The sequence below is a fragment of the Herbaspirillum sp. ST 5-3 genome, assembly GCF_004804275.1.
Taxonomy (GTDB): Bacteria; Pseudomonadota; Gammaproteobacteria; order Burkholderiales; family Burkholderiaceae_D; genus Noviherbaspirillum.
Genome location: NZ_STGI01000004.1, coordinates 275,700 through 298,916, shown reverse-complemented (window position 1 = coordinate 298,916; position 23,217 = coordinate 275,700). Strand labels below are relative to the sequence as shown.

18 protein-coding genes are annotated in these 23,217 nt (G+C 59.2%); 15 read left to right on the top strand and 3 right to left on the bottom strand.

Features of this window, described 5'->3' with window-relative positions; genetic code table 11:
* Positions 1-3: 3 nt before the first annotated feature.
* The 4 genes from E6W33_RS10510 to E6W33_RS10495 all read left to right on the top strand — a co-directional run bounded on the left by E6W33_RS10510 (position 4) and on the right by E6W33_RS10495 (position 2,966).
* A complete protein-coding gene (locus E6W33_RS10510; RefSeq protein WP_136417245.1) occupies positions 4-1,020 on the top strand; it encodes a peptidase U32 family protein in 1,017 nt (338 codons plus the stop codon).
* A gap of 18 nt (positions 1,021-1,038) precedes the next feature.
* Positions 1,039-1,932 (top strand): U32 family peptidase, encoded by an 894-nt coding sequence (locus E6W33_RS10505; protein ID WP_136417244.1) that lies wholly within the window; start codon positions 1,039-1,041, stop codon positions 1,930-1,932.
* Positions 1,933-2,071: 139 nt separating this feature from the next.
* Positions 2,072-2,548, top strand: coding sequence for an SCP2 sterol-binding domain-containing protein (locus E6W33_RS10500; RefSeq protein WP_136417243.1), 477 nt, complete (start codon positions 2,072-2,074; stop codon positions 2,546-2,548).
* 19 nt (positions 2,549-2,567) lie between these two features.
* A complete protein-coding gene (locus E6W33_RS10495) occupies positions 2,568-2,966 on the top strand; it encodes a putative zinc-binding protein (RefSeq protein ID WP_136417242.1) in 399 nt (132 codons plus the stop codon).
* Between the two features lie 72 nt (positions 2,967-3,038).
* On the opposite strand, the gene E6W33_RS10490 is transcribed toward E6W33_RS10495, so the two are convergent.
* The 3 genes from E6W33_RS10490 to E6W33_RS10480 all read right to left on the bottom strand — a co-directional run bounded on the left by E6W33_RS10490 (position 3,039) and on the right by E6W33_RS10480 (position 6,185).
* On the bottom strand, positions 3,039-3,794 hold the full coding sequence (locus E6W33_RS10490) for an anaerobic ribonucleoside-triphosphate reductase activating protein (protein ID WP_136417241.1): 756 nt from the start codon (positions 3,792-3,794) through the stop codon (positions 3,039-3,041).
* Positions 3,745-3,942: an anaerobic ribonucleoside-triphosphate reductase gene (nrdD, locus tag E6W33_RS10485; protein ID WP_136417240.1), complete on the bottom strand. Its 198-nt coding sequence runs from the start codon at positions 3,940-3,942 to the stop codon at positions 3,745-3,747. The genes E6W33_RS10490 and nrdD overlap by 50 nt, the downstream gene beginning before the upstream one ends.
* 221 nt (positions 3,943-4,163) lie before the next feature.
* Positions 4,164-6,185 (bottom strand): ribonucleoside triphosphate reductase, encoded by a 2,022-nt coding sequence (locus E6W33_RS10480; protein WP_136417239.1) that lies wholly within the window; start codon positions 6,183-6,185, stop codon positions 4,164-4,166.
* Between the two features lie 563 nt (positions 6,186-6,748).
* Between E6W33_RS10480 and nosZ the strand changes: the two genes are divergently transcribed.
* The 11 genes from nosZ (at position 6,749) to E6W33_RS10430 (ending at position 23,217) form a co-directional block, all read left to right on the top strand.
* Positions 6,749-8,698 carry a TAT-dependent nitrous-oxide reductase gene (gene nosZ / locus E6W33_RS10475; protein ID WP_136417238.1) on the top strand — a complete coding sequence of 650 codons (1,950 nt, stop codon included), beginning with the start codon at positions 6,749-6,751 and terminating at the stop codon, positions 8,696-8,698.
* 168 nt (positions 8,699-8,866) lie between these two features.
* Positions 8,867-11,086, top strand: a complete 2,220-nt coding sequence (locus E6W33_RS10470) for a 4Fe-4S binding protein (RefSeq protein ID WP_247869608.1) — start codon at positions 8,867-8,869, stop codon at positions 11,084-11,086.
* A gap of 67 nt (positions 11,087-11,153) precedes the next feature.
* Positions 11,154-12,398 (top strand): nitrous oxide reductase family maturation protein NosD, encoded by a 1,245-nt coding sequence (nosD, locus tag E6W33_RS10465; protein WP_247869620.1) that lies wholly within the window; start codon positions 11,154-11,156, stop codon positions 12,396-12,398.
* On the top strand, positions 12,379-13,308 hold the full coding sequence (locus E6W33_RS10460; protein ID WP_136417236.1) for an ABC transporter ATP-binding protein: 930 nt from the start codon (positions 12,379-12,381) through the stop codon (positions 13,306-13,308). Before nosD ends, E6W33_RS10460 begins: the two co-directional genes overlap by 20 nt.
* Positions 13,292-14,116, top strand: coding sequence for an ABC transporter permease subunit (locus tag E6W33_RS10455; RefSeq protein ID WP_136417234.1), 825 nt, complete (start codon positions 13,292-13,294; stop codon positions 14,114-14,116). Before E6W33_RS10460 ends, E6W33_RS10455 begins: the two co-directional genes overlap by 17 nt.
* Positions 14,113-14,667: a nitrous oxide reductase accessory protein NosL gene (locus tag E6W33_RS10450; protein ID WP_247869607.1), complete on the top strand. Its 555-nt coding sequence runs from the start codon at positions 14,113-14,115 to the stop codon at positions 14,665-14,667. Before E6W33_RS10455 ends, E6W33_RS10450 begins: the two co-directional genes overlap by 4 nt.
* A 57-nt stretch (positions 14,668-14,724) precedes the next feature.
* Positions 14,725-15,225 carry a c-type cytochrome gene (locus E6W33_RS10445; protein ID WP_136417232.1) on the top strand — a complete coding sequence of 167 codons (501 nt, stop codon included), beginning with the start codon at positions 14,725-14,727 and terminating at the stop codon, positions 15,223-15,225.
* Positions 15,226-15,326: 101 nt separating this feature from the next.
* Positions 15,327-16,355 carry an FAD:protein FMN transferase gene (locus E6W33_RS10440; RefSeq protein ID WP_136417230.1) on the top strand — a complete coding sequence of 343 codons (1,029 nt, stop codon included), beginning with the start codon at positions 15,327-15,329 and terminating at the stop codon, positions 16,353-16,355.
* A gap of 248 nt (positions 16,356-16,603) precedes the next feature.
* Entirely contained in the window at positions 16,604-17,869 is a 1,266-nt protein-coding gene (locus tag E6W33_RS27305; RefSeq protein ID WP_282183689.1) for a nitrate/nitrite transporter, read from the top strand.
* 57 nt (positions 17,870-17,926) lie between these two features.
* Positions 17,927-19,312, top strand: a complete 1,386-nt coding sequence (locus E6W33_RS27300) for a NarK family nitrate/nitrite MFS transporter (protein ID WP_211097297.1) — start codon at positions 17,927-17,929, stop codon at positions 19,310-19,312.
* Positions 19,313-19,521: 209 nt separating this feature from the next.
* Positions 19,522-23,217 (top strand): nitrate reductase subunit alpha, encoded by a 3,696-nt coding sequence (locus E6W33_RS10430; protein ID WP_136417228.1) that lies wholly within the window; start codon positions 19,522-19,524, stop codon positions 23,215-23,217.

Here is a 23,217-nt window from a genome sequence, read left to right as displayed (position 1 = left end):
GTTATGCAGAACGCAGCAGGCCAGATGGAACTGGTTTGTCCGGCCGGTAGCCTCCCGGCCCTGAAGCTGGCCGTCGATAATGGCGCGGATTGTGTTTATCTCGGCTTTCGCGACGCGACCAACGCGCGCAATTTCGCGGGTCTGAATTTCGACGAGAAGGCCATTGCGGAAGGTATCGCGTACGCGCATGGCAAGGGTCGCAAGGTCCTGCTGGCGCTGAATACCTATCCGCAGGCAACCGACGTCACGCCGTGGCGCAAGGCCATCGACCGCGCCGCATCTTCGGGCATCGATGCGATCATCCTGGCGGACCCGGCGCTGATGCAGTATGCGGCGAAGAATTACCCGGATCTGCGCTTGCATCTTTCGGTGCAAGGATCGGCGACCAACTACGAGGCGATCAATTTCTATCGCGAGCGCTTCAACATCCAGCGCGCCGTTCTGCCGCGCGTGCTGTCGCTGGAGCAGGTCGAGTTCGTCAGCCAGAACACGCAGGTGGAAATCGAAGTCTTTGGATTCGGCAGCCTGTGCGTGATGGTGGAAGGCCGCTGCGCACTTTCATCCTATGTCACGGGCGAAGCGCCCAACACGCACGGCGTGTGTTCCCCCGCCAAGTCGGTGCGCTGGCAGCAGACGTCGAAGGGACTGGAGTCGCGTCTGAACGGCGTGCTGATCGACCGGTATGACGAAGGCGAAAACGCGGGCTATCCGACGCTGTGCAAGGGCCGCTTCGAAGTCAACAACGAAAGCTATTACGCGATCGAGGAGCCGACCAGCCTCAATACGCTGGAACTGCTGCCGCAACTGCTGGCGATGGGCGTGCGCGCCATCAAGATCGAAGGCCGCCAGCGCAGCCCGGCTTACGTTGCGCAAGTCACCAAGGTGTGGCGCGAGGCGATCGACAATTGCCGCGACCATGCGCAGCGCTATTCCGTGAAGCCGGCCTGGATGTCGGAACTCAACAAGGTAGCGGAAGGACAGCAGCACACGCTCGGCGCCTACCACAAGCCTTGGAAATAATTTGCTGGAGAACACATTTTGAAGCTGGCTCTGGGGCCGAACCTGTATTTCTGGCCGCGCAATACCGTATTCGAGTTTTATCAGATGATCGCGGAGACGCCGGTCGATATCGTTTATATCGGCGAGGCCGTTTGCTCGCGCCGTCGCGAACTGAAGCTCACCGATTGGCTTGACGTCGCCGATATGCTGCAGGCAGCCGGCAAGGAAGTGGTGCTGTCCACGCAAGTCCTGCTGGAGTCCAAGACCGATATCGGCACGCTGCACCGGATCACCGAAAACGGCCGCTTCGACGTCGAGGCGAACGATATGGGCGCGGTGCATTGCCTGGCGGGCAAGGTGCCGTTCGTCGCCGGTCCGCATCTGAATGTATTCAACCCGCCGACCTTGCAGTTCATGGCTGAAACCGGCGCAAGACGCTGGGTCATGCCGCTGGAAATGTCGCGCGATGGACTGATCCATATGCAGCAGGGGCGCCCGGCCGGAATCGAGACTGAGGTGTTCTCTTACGGACGAATGCCGCTGGCGTTCTCCGCGCGTTGCTTCACCGCGCGCCATCGCAACCTGCCGAAAGATGATTGCCAGTTCACCTGCATGGAATTCCCGGATGGTCTGGCGCTGAAGACGCGCGAGGGCCAGCATTTCCTGACGCTCAACGGCATCCAGACGCAATCGGCGCTGGTCTACAACCTGGTCAATGAAATCGGCGCCATGCGCGAGCTTGGCGTGGATGTGGTTCGCATCAGTCCGCAATCGCAGCATACCGATCGTATCATTGGCCTGTTCCATGATGTCATCGCGCAGAAGCGCGATGCAGCCGAAGCGATGCGCGAGATGGAGGCATTGATGCCGGCTGCGCCATGCAACGGTTTCTGGTACGGCAAGCCCGGTCTTGACCAGATGGTGGCAGCCTGATTTTTGCGGGAGCGGGAGAGTCCCTGTTTCCGCCGCGACGTGCCCTCTCGCGATTCCGTGAGAGGAAGTGAAGGACTGAGCTTTGTCGACTGTGATCTGTCTGTGCAAAGCCCAGCAAGTTTCAGTCGAGGAAACTCCTATGAGTCAAAGTCGTTTTCTGTTGCCAGAGCCGGTGGGCAAGCTACTTTCCCTGTTGCCGGTCTATCCCGGTTCACTGTTGTTCGCAACCGGGCTCAATATTGCGTTGAAGGGCGATCTGCCGCCCGACGTGCAGCAGTCCCTGAACGGGAAAAAACTGCGCATCAGCGTCACCGATGCCAAGCTGTCCTTCGATTTCAAGTGGGAGAACGGACGCTTCGCCGCATGCGGCAAGGATGGCGAGCCGGACTTGACGATCGGCGCCAGCGCGCACGACTTCCTGCTGCTTGCGCGTCGCCAGGAAGATCCTGACACGCTGTTCTTCAGCCGCCGTCTTTCGATGGAGGGCGATACCGAACTCGGCCTGCTGGTGAAGAACACGCTGGATGCGATCGAGCTGCCGGTATTCGAACTCGGAAAACTGGCTCCGGCCCGCGTATTGGGAAGGATCAAGCCGGGCGGACGCGGACAGGCCTGATAGAGCGGGGGCGAATAGGATGGCTGCAAAGGATCCGAATTTTCCACTGGTGTATTCCTGCTCGGGCTGTTCCAGTGCCGCACAGACGGCGAACTATGTTGCCCTGCGACTGGATCGTCGCGGAGTCGCTGAAATGTCGTGCATCGCGGGCGTGGGCGGCGATGTGCCGCAATTGGTGAGGGTCGCCAAATCCGGGCGTCCGATCATCGCGCTCGATGGCTGCCCCCTTGCATGCACTCGCAGCTCGCTGGCGCGTCATGGCGTCACGCCGGAACATTATCACCAGTTGAACGAGTATGGCGTCAAGAAACGCAATCACATGGACTTCGATCGCGAGCAGGGCGATGCGGTGGTGGAGCGTGTGATCGCCGACCTCGATCGGCATCGCGCCGAAGCAGTGAACGAAGAGCAGGAGTAAGCGCTGCTGCGGGGATGGTGCGCGACATCTGCCACGCGCACCGTATTTCCCTTCCTATGTTGGTTTCAGTCTCTATGCCGGGCGATGGACGAAGCCCGGAAACAACTGCGAGAGCTGCGCAATCAGGCCTGTGCTCGGATAACCGGCCAGCGCCGTCGCTTTCAATTCCTTGGTTTTGCATCCCTGTGCGCGGAAGACTTGCAGCGCATAGTTCTTGACGCCCATGCTCGACAGCGTGCGGCCCAATTCAAGCACTTCCTCTTCACTGAGCAGCGACGGATGCACGGTCGTGCGGAACTCATGGTCGATACCGCTTGAAAGGATCGCTTCGGCCGATGCGAGCGCGTGCAGGCCGCTTTCGGTGACGCCGGTGATTTTCTCGTACTGATTGAATGGCGCCTTGACGTCCAGCGCGATCCAGTCAATCTCCGGCAACAGTTCCATGAGGCGATGCGGATAGGATCCGCCGGTGTGCAGGCCGATCTTGAAACCCAGCCTGCGCACATCTCGTATGGCATTGCCCAGCGCCGGATCGAGTGTCGGCTCGCCGCCGCTGAACACGACACCGTCGATCAGGCCGACGCGCTTTTCCAGCAGGCCCAGTACGCGCGACCATTGAAGTGGGCTCTTCTGCAGGCGCGGCTGCAAGTGCGGGTTATGGCAATACCCGCACTGCCACGGACAACCTTGCACGAACACGACCGCGGCAAGCTGTCCGGGGTAGTCGGTGGACGTAAACGGCGTGATGCCACCGACCTTCAGCGAACGCGGCAAACTCTCAGTCGCTGGAGAGTTGTGCTGATTGCTCGCTAAAGTACTGACGCTCATGAAATTCTCCCTTTTTCCCGATATTGAAGGAGGACACGGGACGGTGATAACCCATCACCCGGGTCCAGATTTCGCATGGCTGGCGTTCTGCATCCGTGAGAATGATTTGCCTGCTTGCGAGCGCCTTTTGATTGCTAAGGTCTGTCATGACTATCTCCTTATCGAAGTGTACGTTGAAGTTGCATCTTTTGTCGTCTTTCGGACCAATGAAAACGATCCGACTTGATCTCGGCTAGTTCTGGCAGTCTGTTGAAAAACTGCTGCGCGGGCCGATCCTGGGGCCTGCGGTGCTCTGCGTACCACTCCGTACGCGTGCGCTCCTCGGCTCCAATCTCGCGCCGCTCACTACGTTTTTCAACAGTCTGCTATCTAAGCCGATTCCGCCTCGCGCATCTTGCGCGCGATAATTTCGTCATCGCATTTCGGACAGAATTCGTGTTTCCCGCTCAGATATCCATGCTTGGGGCAGATGGAAAAAGTCGGGGTGACCGTGATATACGGCAGACGGAACCGGCTCAGCGCGCGCTTGACCAGCATGCGGCACGCGTTCGAGCTGGACACCGGTTCGGTCATGTAGAGGTGCAGCACCGTGCCGCCGGTGTACTTGCGCTGCAGTTCGTCCTGCCGCTCCAGCGCCTCGAAGGGATCGTCGGTAAACCCGACCGGTAACTGCGAGGAGTTGGTGTAGTAGGGCATCTCTGCCGTGCCGGCCTGCAGGATGTCCGGGAAACGCTTGCGGTCTTCCTTGGCAAAGCGGTAGGTCGTGCCTTCCGCAGGCGTCGCTTCCAGGTTGTACATGTTGCCGGTCTGGTCCTGGAATTCCAGCATGCGCGCGCGGACGTGGTCGAGCAGGCGCAGCGCGAAAGCATTGCCCCATTCGCTGGTGATGTCGTGCTCGTCGTTGGTGAAGTTGCGGATCATCTCATTGATGCCATTCACGCCGAGCGTCGAGAAGTGATTGCGCAGCGTGCCGAGGTAGCGCTTGGTGTACGGGAACAATCCATTGTCCATGTGACGCTGGATCACCTTGCGCTTGATCTCGAGGCTGATCTTGCCGATTTCCAGCAACTGGTCCACGCGCTCCAGCAAGCCGGCTTCATCGCCTCGGAACTGATAGCCGAGGCGCGCGCAATTGATCGTGACCACGCCGAGCGAGCCGGTCTGCTCCGCCGAGCCGAACAGGCCGTTGCCGCGCTTGAGCAGCTCGCGCAGGTCGAGCTGCAGCCGGCAGCACATGGAACGGATCATGTTCGGCTTGAGTTCTGAATTGACGAAGTTCTGGAAGTAGGGGAGACCATAGCGTGCGGTCATTTCGAACAGCAGTTCGGCGTTCGGGCTGTTCCAGTCGAAGTCTTCGGTGATGTTGTAGGTCGGGATCGGGAAGGTGAACACGCGGCCCTTGGCATCACCGGCCATCATCACTTCGATGTAGGCGCGATTGATCATGTCCATCTCGCCTTGCAGGTCGCCATAGGTGAAGGGCATTTCCTTGCCGCCGATGACCGGCACCTGCTCTCGCAGATCTTCCGGGCAGACCCAGTCGAAGGTGAGGTTGGTGAAGGGCGTCTGCGTTCCCCAGCGCGAGGGCACGTTGAGGTTGTAGATCAGCTCCTGCATGTACTGCCGGACTTCGCCATACGACAGCTTGTCGTTGCGCACGAAGGCCGCCATGTAGGTATCGAAGGAACTGAACGCCTGCGCGCCGGCCCACTCGTTCTGCAGGGTGCCGAGAAAGTTGACGATCTGACCAATCGCGCTCGACATATGCCTGGGCGGGCCGGATTCCACCTTGCCGGGCACGCCGTTCAAACCTTCGTTGAGCAAGGTGCGCAGCGACCAGCCGGCGCAATAGCCTGCCAGCATGTCGAGATCGTGGATATGAATGTCGGCGCGGCGATGTGCTTCACCCACTTCCGGCGGATAGACGTGATTCAGCCAGTAGTTCGCGATGACCTTGCCGGACACATTGAGGATCAGTCCGCCGAGAGAATAACCCTGGTTGGCATTCGCGTTGACGCGCCAGTCGAGCTGTTCGAGATATTCGTTGATCGAGGATTCCACGTCGACCAGCGTCTTGCGGTCGTTGCGCAGTTTCTTGTGCTGTTCGCGATAGACGACATAGGCGCGCAGCGTCTTGCGATAGCCTGCGTCGAACAGCACAGCCTCGACCACGTCCTGGATTTGCTCGATGTGCGGTGCAGCATCGCCTTGCAGCTGGATGCGCTGCATGACCGCCTGCAGGGTCAGCGCTTCGGCCTCTTCATGGCCGAACTCGCCGCTTGCCTGGCCGGCGCGAAGCAGGGCGGACAGGATCTTGTTGGGATCGAACGGCTTGAGACTGCCGTCCCGTTTGATGATTTTTGTGAGAAAAGTAATTGCGCGAGCCGTCATTGCGCCTCCTGATGAATACAACCTGTTGTGGTCGAAATGATGTTAATCACTAAATCTAGTGTCGACAATCAGGGGTGTGGATTTATTTGAAATTCTTGATCTGGAATAAGTCCAGTGGTCGGGGCGAATTCCGTTCCTGCATCGCCTGTCGTCGAGATAGATCTTTCAGCCTAGCGCAGTAGCGTGTTGCCTACGCCTTTATGACTAGGGCGCTAGTCATATTGGGAGCTCGCTTTAGCCCTCCAACGGATAGCTCATATTTCCCAAAAGACATATCCTTCATGTCGCGATGCACAATCTGGGTGCATGCAATTAAAAAAATTAGTTCGGGCTAGTCTTGATTCAGGTCATTGGGCCAATTGCAGAAAAATAATTAAGCTCTCGTCCCTGTAGTAAACGCCAATCCGAAATAGTTGTTTCCGGTCTGGATCCGGGGAAAGTTGATCCAGATCATATTTTTTCTGCGACGCAAAACGAATAATCTGCATCAGAAATGCATATTTAGACGGGTTTGTCCGCAACACGATTTTTTTACTTAAGGCAGCCGACTCAGAAAGGTACTCATGGATAAGGCCAAAAAGACCAAGTTGAACAACGATCTACCCGAGCAAAACACTCGCCGCCGCTTCTTGGGCCAGAGCGCATTGCTGGGACTCGCCGGCGCAGGGGTGTTGGCCGGTTGCAAGGAAGAGCCCGCAGCAACGAAGGGGGCGGCACCGGCAGGTTCGGCCAGCGCAACCGCTGCCGTCCAGCCCGCTGCCAAGCACGGCATTGAAGTTCCCCCTGGCCAGCTTGACGATTACTACACACTCTCCAGCGGCGGCCACTCGGGCGAAATGCGCATCATCGGTATTCCTTCCGGCCGCACGCTGAAGCGCATCCCGGTGTTCAACATCGACCCGATGAGCGGCTGGGGTATCACGAATGAATCGAAGGCGATCATCGGCACCAACCCGGATGGCAGCCTGAAGTACACCACGGGCGACACGCATCACGTGCATGGCAGCTACAAGGACGGCACGTACGACGGTCGCTGGTTGTTCGTCAACGACAAGATCCATTCGCGCATCGCTCGCGTCCGTATGGATACGATGGAGTGCGACAAGATCACCCAGTTGCCGAACGTGATGGGTTTCCACGGGATCTTCCCGGACAAGTGCGACCCGGTTGATCCGAAGATCAATTACACCACCCGCGTGTTCTGCGGCGCCGAATTCCATATCCCGCTGCCGAACGACGGCCACGATCTGAACGATCCGACCAAGTGGGGTTGCCTGTTCAGCTGCGTCGATGCGGAATCGATGGAAGTGCGCTGGCAGGTCCGTATCGACGGCAACTGCGACCTGGTCGCGACGTCGTACGACGGCACGCTGGCTGGTACGAACCAGTACAACGTCGAGAACGCTGCCGACCAGGCCGGCATGATGTCCGCCGAGCGCGATGCATGCCTGTTCTTCAATATTGCCCGCATCGAGAAGCTCGTCAAGGACGGCAAGTTCACTACCATCGGCAAGTCCAAGGTACCGGTCGTTGACGGCCGCAAGGCAGCCAACCAGGATCCGAAGACCGCGATCACTTGCTACGTGCCGGTCGGCAAGAACCCGCACGGCGTGAACGCCAGCCCGGACGGCAAGTACTTCGTATGCTCCGGCAAGCTGTCGCCGACCGCCACTGTCATCGAACTGGCGCTTGTGACCAAGTGGTTCAACGGCGAGTTGAAGACCGAGCGCGATGCAGTCGTGGCGGAACCGGAAATCGGCCTCGGCCCCTTGCATACCGGTTTCGACGGCAAGGGCAATGCCTACACCACCCTGTTCCTGGACAGCCAGATCGTCAAGTGGAACGTCGACAAGGCGATTGCGCTCTACAAGGGCGACAAGAACGCCAAGCCGATCCTCGACAAGCTCGACGTGCATTACCAGCCTGGCCACGGTTTTGCATCGATGGGTGAAACGAAGGAAGCCGACGGCAAGTACTACAACTCGGGCAACAAGTTCTCGAAGGATCGCTTCCTGCCGGTTGGCCCGCTGCACGTCGAAACGGAGCAGCTGATCGACATCACCGGCGACAAGATGCGCCTGCTCGCGGACCATACCGCACATCCGGAACCGCATGATGCGATCATCGTGCGCCGCGATATCGTGAAGACGCGCCAGATCTACAACATGGACGACTTCCCGAACGCGGTCAAGGCGGAAAACGCAGGCATCACCCGCAAGGGCAACAAGGTCACGGTACGCATGATGTCGGTCGCTCCGGCGTACAGCATCCCCGAGATCAAGGTGAAGAAGGGTGATGAAGTCACGATCATCCTGACCAACCATGACAAGGTGGAAGATCTGACGCACGGCTGCGCAATCCCGAACTACAACATCAACTTCATCGTGAATCCGCAGGAAACCAAGTCGGTGACCTTCAAGGCCGACAAGCCGGGGCTCTACTGGATCTATTGCACCCACTTCTGCCACGCGCTGCATTTGGAAATGCGTAGCCGCTTCATCGTCGAAGCGTAATTGATGTAGCTGTAACATGCATGACGTAGGGCGGGCAGGACCTGCCCTACGGTTTTTGTTTCAAATGGCGGATCTTTCCGGCACGTCGCCATTCCGCTATTGCCCTGTGAAACAAGCCCACAACGCGTGCCGGTCCGAGTATTTCTGAAAATACTCAAGAAAATCCGTATGAAACATACTTTTCGCCGTCTCCCCCCGTTGCATCTGATGCTCGTTCTCTGGATCGCGCTTTGCGGGCTGCTGTTTGCCCCGCGTTCGCATGCATCGATGTACGACACCGTTCTTCCGCCCGAACTCACAACCAGCCCCGACCTGTGTGCCTACGCGCCATGCGGCGACGTCATACCGTCGGCAAAGAAGTTCTCCACCCGCAAGGGCATGCCGAGCTACGTCGAAGCGTATTCCGACGAGAGCGGCAAGCAGCTTATCGGTTATGTCTTCCTGTCCACCGACGTGGTCGATATCCCCGCTTACTCCGGCAAGCCGGTCATCACCTTGATCGGCATGGACACGAAGGGCATCATTACCGGCGTGCGCATTCTGAAACACTCGGAGCCGATTCTGCTGGCCGGCATTCCTGAATCGGTGCTGACCAAGTTCATTGCGCAATACATCGGCAAGTCGGCGGCGGCCAAGCTGGAAATCGGACACAGCCAGACCCAGCAGGATAATGGTGCAGTCGGCCTGGATGCGATCAGCGGCGCGACGGTGACGGCGATTGCCGAGAATCAGGTGATCGCACAGAGTTCTTATGAGATCGGCAAGCAGGTCGGCATTTTCAAGTACACCCCCAAGCCGCGCGCGCATTTCACGCCGCTGCGCGAGAAGCTCGATTGGAAAGCGCTGGAAAAGGAAGGCAGCGTTCAGCACCTCGTGCTGGAGGCATCCGACGTCGGCACCGGCGACAGTTCGCGCCCTTACATGGATTTGTATTTCGGCTACCTGAATGTGCCGACGCTCGGCATCAGCCTGCTGGGCGAGCGCGGTTACGAGCGCCTGATGCAGGACCTGAAGAAGGATGAACATGCCTTGTTCGTCGTCGCCAACGGCCAGGTGTCGTTCAAGGGATCGGGCTTCGTGCGCGGCGGCATTTATGACCGGATCCAGGTTCGGCAGGATTCCGGCACCTTCACTTTCCGCGATACCGACTATCAGAACCTGTACCATCTTGAGCCTGCCGACACGCCCGACTACAAGGAGTCCGGCATCTTCATCATCCGCTCGGCCAATTTCAATCCGGCCTGGCCATGGCAGCTGACCTACCTTGCCAACAAGGTCGACGCGCAGACACGCATCAAGACTTTCGAGCATTTCGACCAGGAATACTGGCTGCCGGCCCGCTATCTGGAAGGCGGACGGCCCAAGGTGGAGCGCCCGCAGGCGGCATGGAAGAAGATGTGGATCGCGAAGAAAGTGGAAATCGCCTTCTTCGTGCTGTTCCTCGCCACGACTGCCGTGCTGTATGCGCTGCGCGACAAACTGGTGCGTGCATCCACGCGCAAGCACAAGCCGTGGATTTCGATTCCGCGCCATCTGCTGTGGATCGTCGCTGTCGTCTACATCGGTTTTTACCTGAAGGCGCAGCCCAGCATCACGCAGATCATGACCTGGTTCCATTCGGTGATTCATCACTGGAAGTGGGAACTGTTTCTGTCGGATCCGTTCATATTCATCTTCTGGTGGTTCATGATCGGCACGGTGCTGATCTGGGGGCGCGGCCTGTTCTGCGGATGGATGTGCCCGTTCGGCTCCTTGCAGCACCTCACGTTCAAGCTGGGTCAGCTCATCGGCCTCAAGCGCTTCCAGGGTTTGTTGCCGAAGAAGCTGCATGACAAACTCAAATGGATCAAGTACGCCGTGTTCGTCGTGCTGCTGTGCGCGTCCTTCTACTCGATGGAGCTGGCCGAGACCATGGCGGAGATCGAGCCGTTCAAGACCACGTTCCTGGTCGGCGTGTGGAATCGTTCCTGGCCGTTCGTGCTGTTTGTCACCGCGATTCTCGGAATTTCCCTGTTCAGCGAACGCCCCTACTGCAAATACATTTGCCCGATGGGCGCCGGCCTGGCGATTCCGAGCACGTTCCGGCTGTTCGGCCTGAAGCGCAAGAAGGAATGCGAGACCTGCCATGCCTGTGCCGCCGGTTGCGGTTCGCACGCAATCGATGCGAAAGGCAAGATCGACCAGCGCGAGTGCCTGGCTTGCCTCGATTGCATGGTGATGTATTACGATGATCACGCCTGTCCGCCGCTGGTCAAGGAACGCAAGTCGCGCGACAAGGCGGGATTGCCGCTGACGCCGATCGATGACAAGGGTTACTTCATTTCGCTGGACAGCGTGCGGCAGAATCTGGCCGAGAAATCTACCGAAGTGAAAAGAAAGGCAGGATAACGATCATGAAAGCCGAGTGTAAGGAAGCGTTCCGGTGAAGTCGCTCAGCAGAAAGATAGGCGCGACCTTGTTCACCGGAGCGCTGGCATTAACGGGCTGCGCCGCCTGGAGCGCAGTCCTGCAAGTCAAGCCGGGTCAGTCGATTGCTGCCGCCATACGCGCAGCGCAGCCGGGCGACACGGTTCAGGTTGAGCGCGGAACGTACAACGAACATCTGCTGATCGACAAGCGCCTGACGCTGCAAGGTCTCAACCATCCCACCATCAGCGGTCAGAACAGCGGAGACGTGATTCGCGTCACGGCCGCTGACGTGAAGATTCAAGGATTGATCGTACGCGACAGCGGCATCGATCTCGACAAGCAGAACGCAGGCGTCTACATCCAGCCCGGCGCCGACCGCGCCACGGTGCAGGACTGCGAGCTGGTCTACAACCTCTTCGGCATCTGGCTGGAGAACTCGGCGGATTCCCGCATCCTTCGCAATGTCATCACCGGCAGGCGCGACCAGATGTCGGTCAATCGCGGCAACGGCATCCAGGTCTACAACACTTCCGGCTCGGAAGTCATCGATAACAAGATCAGCTTCACGCGTGACGGCATCTATGTCGATATTTCGCGTCACGCGCTGTTTCGCGGCAACACGATTCATCATGTGCGTTACGGAACGCACTACATGAACACCAACAACAGTACATGGGAAGGTAACCAGGTCTATCAGAACCGCGGCGGCCTGGCGCTGATGGAAGTGCGCAACCTGGTGGTGCGCAATAACATCGCCTGGGGAAATGACGATCACGGCATCATGCTGCGCACGATTCAGGATTCGGTCGTTGAAAACAACGTCGTCGCCGGCAACGGGCGCGGTTTTTTCATCTATGACGCGGAATACAACACGGTCAAGGACAATCTCGTGATCGGTAATCACTCCGGCGTCCATCTGTCGGCGGGATCGAAGAACAACAAGGTCGAAGGCAATGATTTCATCGACAACGAGGAACAAGTGAAATTCGTCGCATCGAGCGACCTGGAATGGGGGCAGGGCAAGGGCAACTACTGGAGCAATTACAGCGGCTGGGACCAGAATGGCGACGGCATCGGCGACGTCATTTATGAAGCGAACGATGTCGTGGATCGCCTCAACTGGCAATATCCCTTGCTCAAGCTGCTGTTGAGCAGCCCGTCGATACAAACGCTGCGCTTCGTGGCGCGGCAGTTCCCGGTGCTGCGCGCACCGAGCATCGTCGACAAGCATCCGCGCATGCGACCCTGGAACGAAAACTGGAGTAAGTGGAATGACAAGCGATCTCATTGAAGTCAGCAACGTCAGCAAGTGGTTCGGCGACGTGCATGCGGTCGACGGCGTCAGCCTGAAAGTCGGCAGCGGCGAGATGTTCGGCCTGATCGGCCACAATGGCGCTGGCAAAAGCACACTGTTCAAGATGATGCTGGGCCTGATCCCGGCATCCGCAGGCGAGATCCGCGTCAACGGCGCCTTGATCGGCGGTCGCGATTTTCGCGAGGTGAGGCGCCGCATCGGCTATCTGCCGGAGAGCTTCGTCACCTATGACAATCTCACCGGACTGGAAGTCTTGCACTTGTTCGCGGATCTGAAAAAGGTCCCGCGTCGCGAATGCGATGCGGTGCTGGAACGTGTCGGCCTGCGCGAGGCCGCCGGAAGGCGGGTGCGCGGTTATTCCAAGGGCATGCGCCAACGGCTCGGATTCGCACAGGTGCTGCTCGGTTCGCCCGACCTGATCTTTCTGGACGAGCCAACCAACGGGCTCGATCCGGAGGGTATCCACGATTTCTACCAGGTCCTGCATGACGTGAAGGCGAAGGGCACGACCATCATCATCACCTCGCACATTCTGGCGGAAATCCAGGAACGGGTGGACCGGTTGGTGATCCTGAATTCCGGGCGCATCGCCGCCCAAGGCACGCTGACGGAATTGCGTGCGCAGATGGTGCTGCCTTCGGTGATTCAGATTCAACTGCGCTCCGGACAAGAGACGCGCGTGCAGGCGGCCTTGCAACATCTTGCCGGCCTGGAGCTGAAGATCGACCAGGATTGCGTGCGCGTGTCCTGCCTGCCGGGGCAGAAGGTCGCGGTTCTCAATATTCTTTCGGCGCTGGCGGATACGGTGCATGACATCGCCATTCACGAGCCCTCGCTGGAAGATCTGTTTCTCGGTTATGGAGGTTTGCATGGCAAGCAGCGTTGATTGGTCGCAGGTACGCGTCATCGCGAGCAAGGAGTTTCGCGATCGCATCCGCAATCGCTGGGTGCTGGCGGTTGCGCTGATCTTTTCGCTGTTCGCGCTGGCGATCGCGTATTTCGGCTCCGCGCAGCAGGGCGCGGTCGGTTTTCGCGGGATCGACGTCACCATCGCCAGCCTGGTCAGCCTGGTGATTTACCTCGTGCCGCTGATCTCGCTGATCCTCGGCTACGACGCAATCGTGGGCGAGAAGGAGCGCGGCTCGCTGGAGCTGCTGCTGTCGATGCCGATCACGCGTTTCGAGATTTTGCTCGGCAAATTCGCGGGTCTGTCGGCAGCGCTGGCAAGCTCGACTATTCTCGGGTTCGGAGCAGGGGTATTGCTTCTGTCATCCCAACTCGGTACTCGAGACGTGTATCATTACGCGGGTTTTGTGTGCAGCGCGATTCTGATGGGCATGGCGTTCTTGAGCCTGTCCTTGCTGGTGTCGGTACTTGCGCTTGACCGCATTCGCGCAAGCGGCGTGGCAATCGGGCTCTGGTTTTTCTTTGTGCTGATTTTCGATCTGCTGCTGATGGGAGCGCTCGTGCTGAGTCAGGGCAGGCTGGGCAGCGGATTGTTCGGTGCCTTGCTGATGCTTAATCCCGCCGATGTTTTCCGTTTGCTGAACATCTTCAGTTCGGAACAGGTGCAGAACATGTACGGCCTCGCCACCGTGATGCCGGACAGGCTCACCGATCCGACGATTCTGATCGGCATCATGCTGGCCTGGATTGTGACGCCGTTCGTTTTTGCACATTGGAGATTCAAGTGAATTCGGGATTGATCGTGAAGAAGTCTGCGCTGGCTCGGATGGCATCGTCGAAATGGATCAGCGGTCTGGTATTGATTGCCGCGCTCGCCGCCTGTAGTGAGGCAGTGCAAAAAATTGCCGCGCAAGAACCGACGGATGACACCGCTTGCGCGCTGGACGGCATGATACTCAAGGACTATGCTGGACCGAAGGCTCAAATGCATTACACGGAAGGACAGCCGGATTTCTTCTGTGACCTGACGGAATTGTTCGGACAGGTGCTGGCGCCCGAGCACAAGCGCGCCGTTGCGGCGATTTACGTGCAGGATATGGGCAAGACCGAGTGGGAGCATCCGCAGGGCAACTGGATCGACGCAAAGACGGCTATTTACGTGGTCGGCAGCAAGAAACGCGGATCGATGGGCCCGACCTTCGGTTCTTTTTCCAATGCGCAGGACGCTGAAGCGTTTGCGCAAAAGGAAGGCGGAAAGGTTTTCCGCTTTGAACAGATTACCGCAGACATGGTCAGTATGAATAGCACTGCAGCGCACGACGACGGCATGTCGCACTGAGCATGATCTTCAAACGGTTTTTTTGTTGTTGTTAATTAAAAATAGGAAAGAGGAAACATGAAAGCATCGAAGGTTCTACCATTCTTGATGGTTGCAATATTGGCGGCAGGTTGCAGCAAGAAGGAAGAGGCGCAAGCCCCGGCCCCCGCAGAGCAGACTCCGCCGGCCGCTTCGGCTCCGGCTCCGGCAGCTCCGCCGGCTGCTGAAGCACCCGCTCCGGCCGCTTCCGCACCGGCAGCCTCGGCTCCGGCTGAAGCAGCTCCGGCAGCATCGGGCGCCGCTTCGGCAAGCGCTTCCGCTGCAGGCGGCGGCGACCTCGCTGCAGGCGAGAAGGTCTACAACACCACTTGCGTTTCGTGCCACGGCGCCGGCGTACTCGGCGCACCGAAGGTCGGCGACAAGGCCGCCTGGCAGCCGCGCGTTGCACAAGGCAAGGACACGCTGTACACCCACGCGCTCAACGGCTTCAAGATGATGCCTCCGCGCGGCGGCAATGCTGCACTGAAGGATGAGGAAGTCAAGAACGCGATCGACTTCATGGTCAGCAAGTCCAGCTGATTCGCAAGATAGTCGCAGTAAGAGTTGCAATAAGCGCCGGCCTGCGCATCGCATCGCCGGCGCATTTTTTCAGCAGAACTTGAAGTACTGGAATTACGGGGATGCGTAAGCTGAGCTTGTGGGCGTTTGTGTTGTTTCTCATGTTGCCGCTATTGGAAGGCTGCGGCAAGAACGACACGGTATACCGAACGCAGGGCCATGTTTTTGGCACCCAGGTTGAAGTCAGTGTTTACGGCGAATCCGAAGAGCGCGCGCAGGCATTGGGCGCCGCGGTCCTGAAGGAGTTCGACCGTCTGCATCACAAATTCCACGCATGGCAGCCGAGCCAGCTGACTGCGCTCAATGATGCCATCGCACGCGGCGAGGTGTATCAGGCAGATGAAGAGATGGTCGATCTGCTGAAATCCGCCACCGTCCTTGCCGAACAATCGAACAACCTGTTCAATCCCGCCATCGGCCACCTGATCCGGCTATGGGGATTCCAGAGCAGCGATATCACCGAACACGGACCGAGCAGGGCGGAGATCAAGCGCTGGGTCGACGCCAATCCGCGCATGTCCGATCTGGTTTTCGACGGCACCAGGATTTCAAGCAGGAACACGGCAGTGATGCTTGACCTGGGCGGCTACGCGAAGGGCTACGCGCTCGACCAGGCCGCGCACATTCTGCGCGCCGAACATGTGAAGGCGGCGCTGATCAATGTCGGCGGCAACATACTCGCGATCGGCCGGCCGGGAGACAGACCCTGGCGCGTCGGCATCCGCGACCCGCGCTCGGAAGGCATGATCGCCAGCGTCGCGCTGCAGGACAATGAGGCGGTCGGCACCAGCGGCGACTACGAGCGCTACTTCATGAAAGATGGCAAACGCCATCCGCACATCATCGATCCACGCACTGGAGAAACGACCGATCTGGTGGCTTCGGTGACCATCATCGTCTCGGGCGGCAAGGACGTTGGCCTGCGCTCCGACGGTAACTCCAAGCCGATGTTTGTCGCCGGTCCTGCGCACTGGCGCGAGATTGCCGAGCACCTTGGACTCAAGGAAGTGATGCTGATCGACGCCAATCGGAACGTCGAGATGACGCCTGCGATGCAACAGCGTCTGGCGTCGGAAGCCGGGCCGAGCTGATCTCCACGCGCCTGATAGCCGGGTGTTTCCGGCTCCACGATTCAGCCGGAGCCACATAATCCGCACGGACTTCCTGCCTGTCGATACTCTTCTACTACTTTCGGCCTATTCTCCTCCAACTTGCCTAATCCCTAAGCCCTACCGGCCTAGCTCGCTTGCCTCCCGCAAATACCCCTCCGGCCAATAGTGCTGTCGCGTGACCAGTCGTAACCTTGCTGCATCTGGTCATTCGTCCAAGGAGGTGTGTCGTGGTCGACTCAAACAATAACGGCAGGAAGCAAATTTCGGTACTCGTCAGCAGTACCTTCGCGTTCACCATCTGCTTTGCCATCTGGATGATGTTCGCGGTGCTGGGCATCCCGATCAAGGCCAAGCTTGGCTTGAACGAAACGCAGTTCGGCCTGCTGGCAGCGACGCCGGTGCTGACCGGTTCGCTGGTGCGGGTGCCGCTCGGTATCTGGACCGACAAGTTCGGCGGCCGCGTCGTCCTGTTCGCCCTGATGCTTTCCACCGTGATCCCGATCTACCTGATCAGCGAGGCGACACAGTTCTGGCACTTCCTCGCACTCGGCTTGTTCGTCGGTCTGGCGGGCGGCTCCTTCTCGGTCGGTACGCCCTATGTGGCGCGCTGGTTCTCGCAAGAGCGCCGCGGGCTGGCGATGGGCATTTTCGGCGCCGGCAACTCCGGCTCGGCGCTCACGAAGTTTGTCGCGCCGCCCATCATCGCCGCCTTTGGATGGACCATGCTGCCGAAAGTTTATGCGGCTGCGATGCTCGTGACTGCCTTGCTGTTCTGGTTCTTCTCCTACAGCGACAAGTCGCATACGGTGCCGTCCAACGTGTCCTTTATCGATCAGTTGCGGGTGCTGAAGGATCCGCGTGTGTGGCGCTACTGCCAGTATTACTCCGTGGTGTTCGGCGGCTATGTCGCGCTGGCGCTGTGGATGACGAAATACTACGTGTCCGAATACGGCTTCGACATGCGGCTGGCCGCCTTGCTTGCCGCATGCTTTTCCCTGCCGGGCGGCGTGTTGCGCGCCCTGGGAGGCTGGATTTCGGACAAGTACGGCGCCTACAAGGTGACCTGGTGGGTGATGTGGGTCTGCTGGGTCAGCTTCTTCCTGCTGTCCTATCCGCAAACCAGCATGATCGTCAAAACCGTGAAGGGTGACATGGCGATGAATATCGGCGTGTCGCCGGTGATGTTCACGGTGCTGTTGTTCGTCGTCGGCGTCGCCATGGCGGTCGGCAAGGCTTCTGTCTTCAAGTTCATTTCCGACGACTTCACACACAACATCGGCGCGGTGTCCGGCGTCGTCGGCCTGGCCGGCGGACTGGGCGGCTTCGTGCTGCCGGTCATGTTCGGTGCGCTGGTCGACTTGACCGGCATCCGCTCCAGCGCATTCATGCTCTTGTACGGAACTGTCTGCGTGTCGCTGGTGTGGATGCATTACTCGTTCAAACCGCAGCGGAACATGCCCGAATCGGCCATGCCGTTTGCGAAAGCTGCATAACCGATTGCCATCGAATTCCGGGGTAAATGCCCCGTCTGCCATCAATAGGAGAAAAACGTGAGTAGATATCTGATCAGCCACTGGGAGCCGGAAACACCGTCCTTCTGGCTCAGCAAAGGCAGGTCGACCGCCAACCGCAACCTGTGGATCTCGATCCCGGCCTTGCTGCTGGCGTTCGCGGTGTGGATGGTGTGGAGCGTGGTGGTGGTGAACTTGCCGAACATCGGCTTCAAGTACAGCACCAACCAGTTGTTCTGGCTGGCAGCCTTGCCCGGTTTGTCGGGCGCCACCTTGCGCATCTTTTATTCCTTCATGGTGCCGATCTTCGGCGGTCGCAAGTGGACCACGATTTCCACCGCGTCGCTGCTGATCCCGGCAATCGGCATCGGCTATGCGGTGCAGGATCCGGCCACCAGCTATCCGACCATGCTGATCCTGGCCTTGCTGTGCGGCTTCGGCGGCGGCAACTTCGCTTCTTCGATGGCCAATATCAGTTTCTTCTTTCCAAAATCGCAGAAGGGCTATGCGCTCGGCATGAATGCCGGCCTCGGCAATCTTGGCGTCTCGGTGGTGCAGTTCGTGGTGCCGCTGGTGATCACGGCGGGCGTCTTCGGCGGAATCGGCGGCGAAGCGCAGGTCTGGAACAGCGGCGGCATGACGAAGGAAATGTGGCTGCAGAACGCGGGTTTCGTCTGGGTGCCGTTCATCCTGGTCACGACCGTCGCAGCCTGGTACGGCATGAATGATCTCGCATCGGCAAATGCATCCTTCGCAGAGCAAGCCGTCATCTTCAAGCGCAAGCACAACTGGCTGATGTGCTGGCTTTACCTCGGCACCTTCGGTTCGTTCATCGGCTATTCCGCAGGCTTCCCGCTGCTGATCAAGTCGCAGTTCCCGAATGTGAATCCTTTGCAATACGCATTCCTCGGCCCGCTTGTCGGCGCCCTGGCGCGCGTCGCGGGCGGATGGATTTCTGACAAGCTGGGCGGTGCGGTCGTCACGTTCTGGACCTTCATCGTGATGGCGCTTGCCGTGGTCGGCGTCATCTTCTTCCTGCCGAACGCCGGCACTGCGGGCAGCTTCACGGGCTTCTTCTGGATGTTCATGCTGCTGTTCGCCGGCACTGGTGTCGGAAATGCATCGACCTTCCGCATGATCCCGGTCATTTTCCTCACCGAGCAGCAGCGCGCAGCCGCCGGCAAAGGCGCGGCAGCGGAAGCGCAAGCCATCACGAACGGCAACAAGGAAGCCGCTGCTGTCCTCGGCTTCACCTCGGCGGTCGCAGCCTATGGCGCCTTCTTCATTCCGAAGAGCTACGGCACCTCGATCGCGTTGACGGGCGGACCTGAAGCAGCCTTGTGGTGCTTCATCGGCTTCTACGTGACCTGCGTCGCCATCACCTGGTGGTTCTATTCGCGCAAGGGCGCGGATATGCCCTGTTGATTTTCCGGCACGCCCCGCTCGACGGGGCGCGCTTCAATCCCGCACTACTACTTTCGATCTAGATGGGCTAGTCACTCCGCAGAGACCGGCCCGACTTCTAGGGAATATCAAGACGTGATACATCTGCGTAGACTTTCTGCGTAGACAAGCCTCGAATCAAGCCTCGAAAAACAATGTGTCCGACCACCGGGCACAAGGATGGAGAAACCATGAGTCACTTTCTGGACCGCCTGAAATTCTTCAGCAAGCCGAAGGAAACCTTTTCCAACGGCCATGGCGCGGTTGTAAACGAAGACCGCACCTGGGAAAACGCCTATCGCCAGCGCTGGCAGCATGACAAGATCGTGCGTTCGACCCACGGTGTGAACTGCACCGGGTCGTGCAGCTGGAAGGTCTACGTCAAGAACGGCCTGATCACCTGGGAAACCCAGCAGACCGATTATCCGCGCACGCGTCCCGACCTGCCCAACCATGAGCCGCGCGGCTGCCCGCGTGGCGCCAGCTATTCCTGGTATGTGTATTCCGCCCAGCGCGTGAAATACCCGATGGTGCGCGGCCGTCTGATGAAGATGTGGCGCGAAGCACGCCAGACCATGTCCCCGATCGAAGCCTGGGAACACATCAGCCAGAATCCGGCTCGTGCAGCGCATTACAAGAAGGTGCGCGGCCAGGGCGGTTTCGTGCGTGCTGACTGGAATGAGGTGAACGAAATCATCGCTGCGGCGAATGCCTTCACCATCAAGAAATTCGGTCCGGACCGCATCCTTGGTTTCTCGCCGATTCCCGCGATGTCGATGATCAGCTATGCCGCGGGAACGCGTTACCTGAGCCTGATCGGCGGCGTGGCGATGAGCTTCTACGACTGGTATTGCGACTTGCCGCCGTCCAGCCCGCAAGTGTGGGGCGAGCAGACCGACGTGCCGGAATCGGCCGACTGGTACAACTCGACCTACCTGATGGTGTGGGGCTCCAACATCCCGATGACCCGTACCCCGGACGCACACTTCTACACCGAAGTGCGTTACAAGGGCACGAAGACGGTCGCCGTCTCGTCCGACTTCGGCGAAATGGCCAAGTTCGGCGACATCTGGCTCGCGCCGAAGCAGGGCACCGACGCGGCGCTCGCGATGGCGATGGGCCACGTGATTCTGAAAGAATTCCACGCAACGAACAAGTCGGCCTATTTCCGCGAATATGCGAAGCAGTACACCGACTTCCCGATGCTGGTGCTGCTGAAGGAAAAGAACGGCCATCTGGTGCCGGATTACTTCCTGCGCGCATCCAATCTCACCAACAATCTCGACGAAGCCAACAATCCGGAATGGAAGACGCTGGTCATTGACGAGGCAACGGGCAACATCACGGCGCCGGCCGGTTCGATCGGCTTCCGCTGGGGTGAATCCGGCAAGTGGAACCTGGAGCAGATCGAAGGCAAGAGCGGCAAGGCAATCGATCCGAAACTGTCGCTGATCGACAGCCACGATGAAGTTGTTGAAGTCGGTTTCGGCTACTTCGGCGGCAAGGATGCCGACGACGTGCTGGTTCGCAACGTGCCGGTGAAGAAAGTGCAACTGGCCGACGGCACGACCGCGCTGGTCGCCACCGTGTTCGACCTGTCGATGGCGAACTACGGCGTCGATCGCGGCCTCGGCGGCAAGAACGTCGCACGCGATTACAACGACGACGTTCCCTATACGCCGAAGTGGCAGCAGAAGCATACCGGCGTCAAGCCGGAAGACGTCATCACTGTGGCCCGCGAATTCGCGGACAACGCCGACAAGACGCGCGGCAAGAGCATGGTGATTGTCGGCGCTGCGCTGAACCACTGGTATCACATGGACATGACCTATCGCGGCATCATCAACATGCTGATGATGTGCGGTTGCGTCGGTCAATCCGGCGGCGGCTGGTCGCACTATGTGGGCCAGGAAAAACTGCGCCCGCAGACCGGCTGGACGCCGCTCGCCTTCGCACTCGACTGGCACCGTCCGTCGCGTCAGATGAACTCGACTTCGTTCTTCTACGCGCACACCAGCCAATGGCGTCACGAGAAGCTGCAGACTTCCGAAATCCTCTGCCCGACGGCGGACGGCAAGACGGCGGAAATGTCGCTGCTCGATTTCAACGCCAAGGCAGAACGCCTCGGCTGGCTGCCTTCCGCACCGCAGCTCGAAACCAACCCGCTGGAAGTCGTGCGCGCCGCGGAAGCGGCCGGCAAGGATCCGGTCAAGTATGCGGTCGAGAACCTGAAGGACGGCAAGCTGAACCTGTCCTGCGACGATCCTGACAATCCGGCGAACTTCCCGCGCAACATGTTTGTGTGGCGTTCCAACATCCTTGGCAGCTCCGGCAAGGGCCACGAGTACTTCCTGAAGTACCTGCTCGGCACGCAGAATGCACTGATGAGCGAGGAAGAAGGCTGCGTGCTGCCGAAGGACGTGAAGGTGCGTCCGGCAGTCGAAGGCAAGCTCGACCTGCTGGTCGTGCTCGACTTCCGCATGTCCACCACCTGCCTGTACGGCGACATCGTGCTGCCGACGGCGACCTGGTACGAGAAGGATGACCTGAACACCTCGGACATGCATCCGTTCATCCATCCGCTGTCGGAAGCCGTGCAGCCGCTGTGGAAGTCGAAGTCCGACTGGGAAATCTACAAGGGCATCGCGGAGAAATTCAGCGAGATCGGCGGCGAATACCTCGGCACGCAGAAAGATCTCGTGCTCACACCGCTGATGCACGACACGCCGGGAGAACTCGGTCAGCCCTTCGATCCGAAGGACTGGCGCAAGGGCGAATGCGAGCCGATCCCCGGCAAGACCATGCCGTCGATGACGGTGGTGGAGCGCAACTACCGCGATGTATTCAAGAAGTACACCTCGATCGGCCCGCTGCTAGAGAAAGTCGGCAACGGCGGCAAAGGTATCAGCTGGAAGACGGAGCATGAAGTCGACGTCTTGCGCGGCCTGAATCGCGTGGTCACGGAAGAGGGTGTGTCGAAGGGGCAGCCGCGCCTGAACACCGCGATCGATGCAGCCGAGATGATTCTCTCGCTCGCTCCCGAAACCAACGGCCACGTTGCAGTGAAAGCATGGGATGCGCTGTCGAAGATCACCGGCCGCGATCACACGCACCTGGCGATCCCGCGCGAACACGACAGCATCCGCTTCCGCGACGTGCAGGCGCAACCGCGCAAGATCATTTCGTCGCCGACCTGGTCCGGCCTGGAAAGCGAAGAAGTCAGCTACAACGCCTGCTATACCAACGTGCATGAGCTGATTCCCTGGCGCACGCTGACCGGTCGCCAGCAGTTCTACCAGGACCACCTGTGGATGCGCGAATTCGGCGAAGGACTGTGCGTGTACAAGCCGGCGATCAATACCAAGACCACCAGCTCGATGCTCGGCAAGCGTCCGAACGGCAACAAGGAAATCGCGCTGAACTGGATTACGCCGCACCAGAAGTGGGGCATCCACTCGACCTATTCGGACAACCTGCGCATGCTGACGCTGTCACGCGGCGGCCCGCACGTGTGGCTGTCGGAAGAAGACGCGAAGACGGCTGGAATCGTCGACAACGACTGGATCGAAATCTTCAACGTCAACGGCACGCTGACCGCCCGTGCGGTGGTGAGCCAGCGCGTACCGGTCGGCATGACCCTGATGTATCACGCCCAGGAAAAGATCGTGAACGTTCCCGGCGCCGAGACATCCGGCATGCGCGGCGGCATCCATAACTCGGTGACGCGTGTCGTGACCAAGCCGACGCACATGATCGGCGGTTATGCGCAGCTCTCCTACGGCTTCAACTACTACGGCACCGTGGGTTCGAACCGCGACGAGTTTGTGCTGATTCGCAAGATGAAGAACATCGATTGGCTGGAAGGCCCGCTGAAAGAAAAAGCGTAA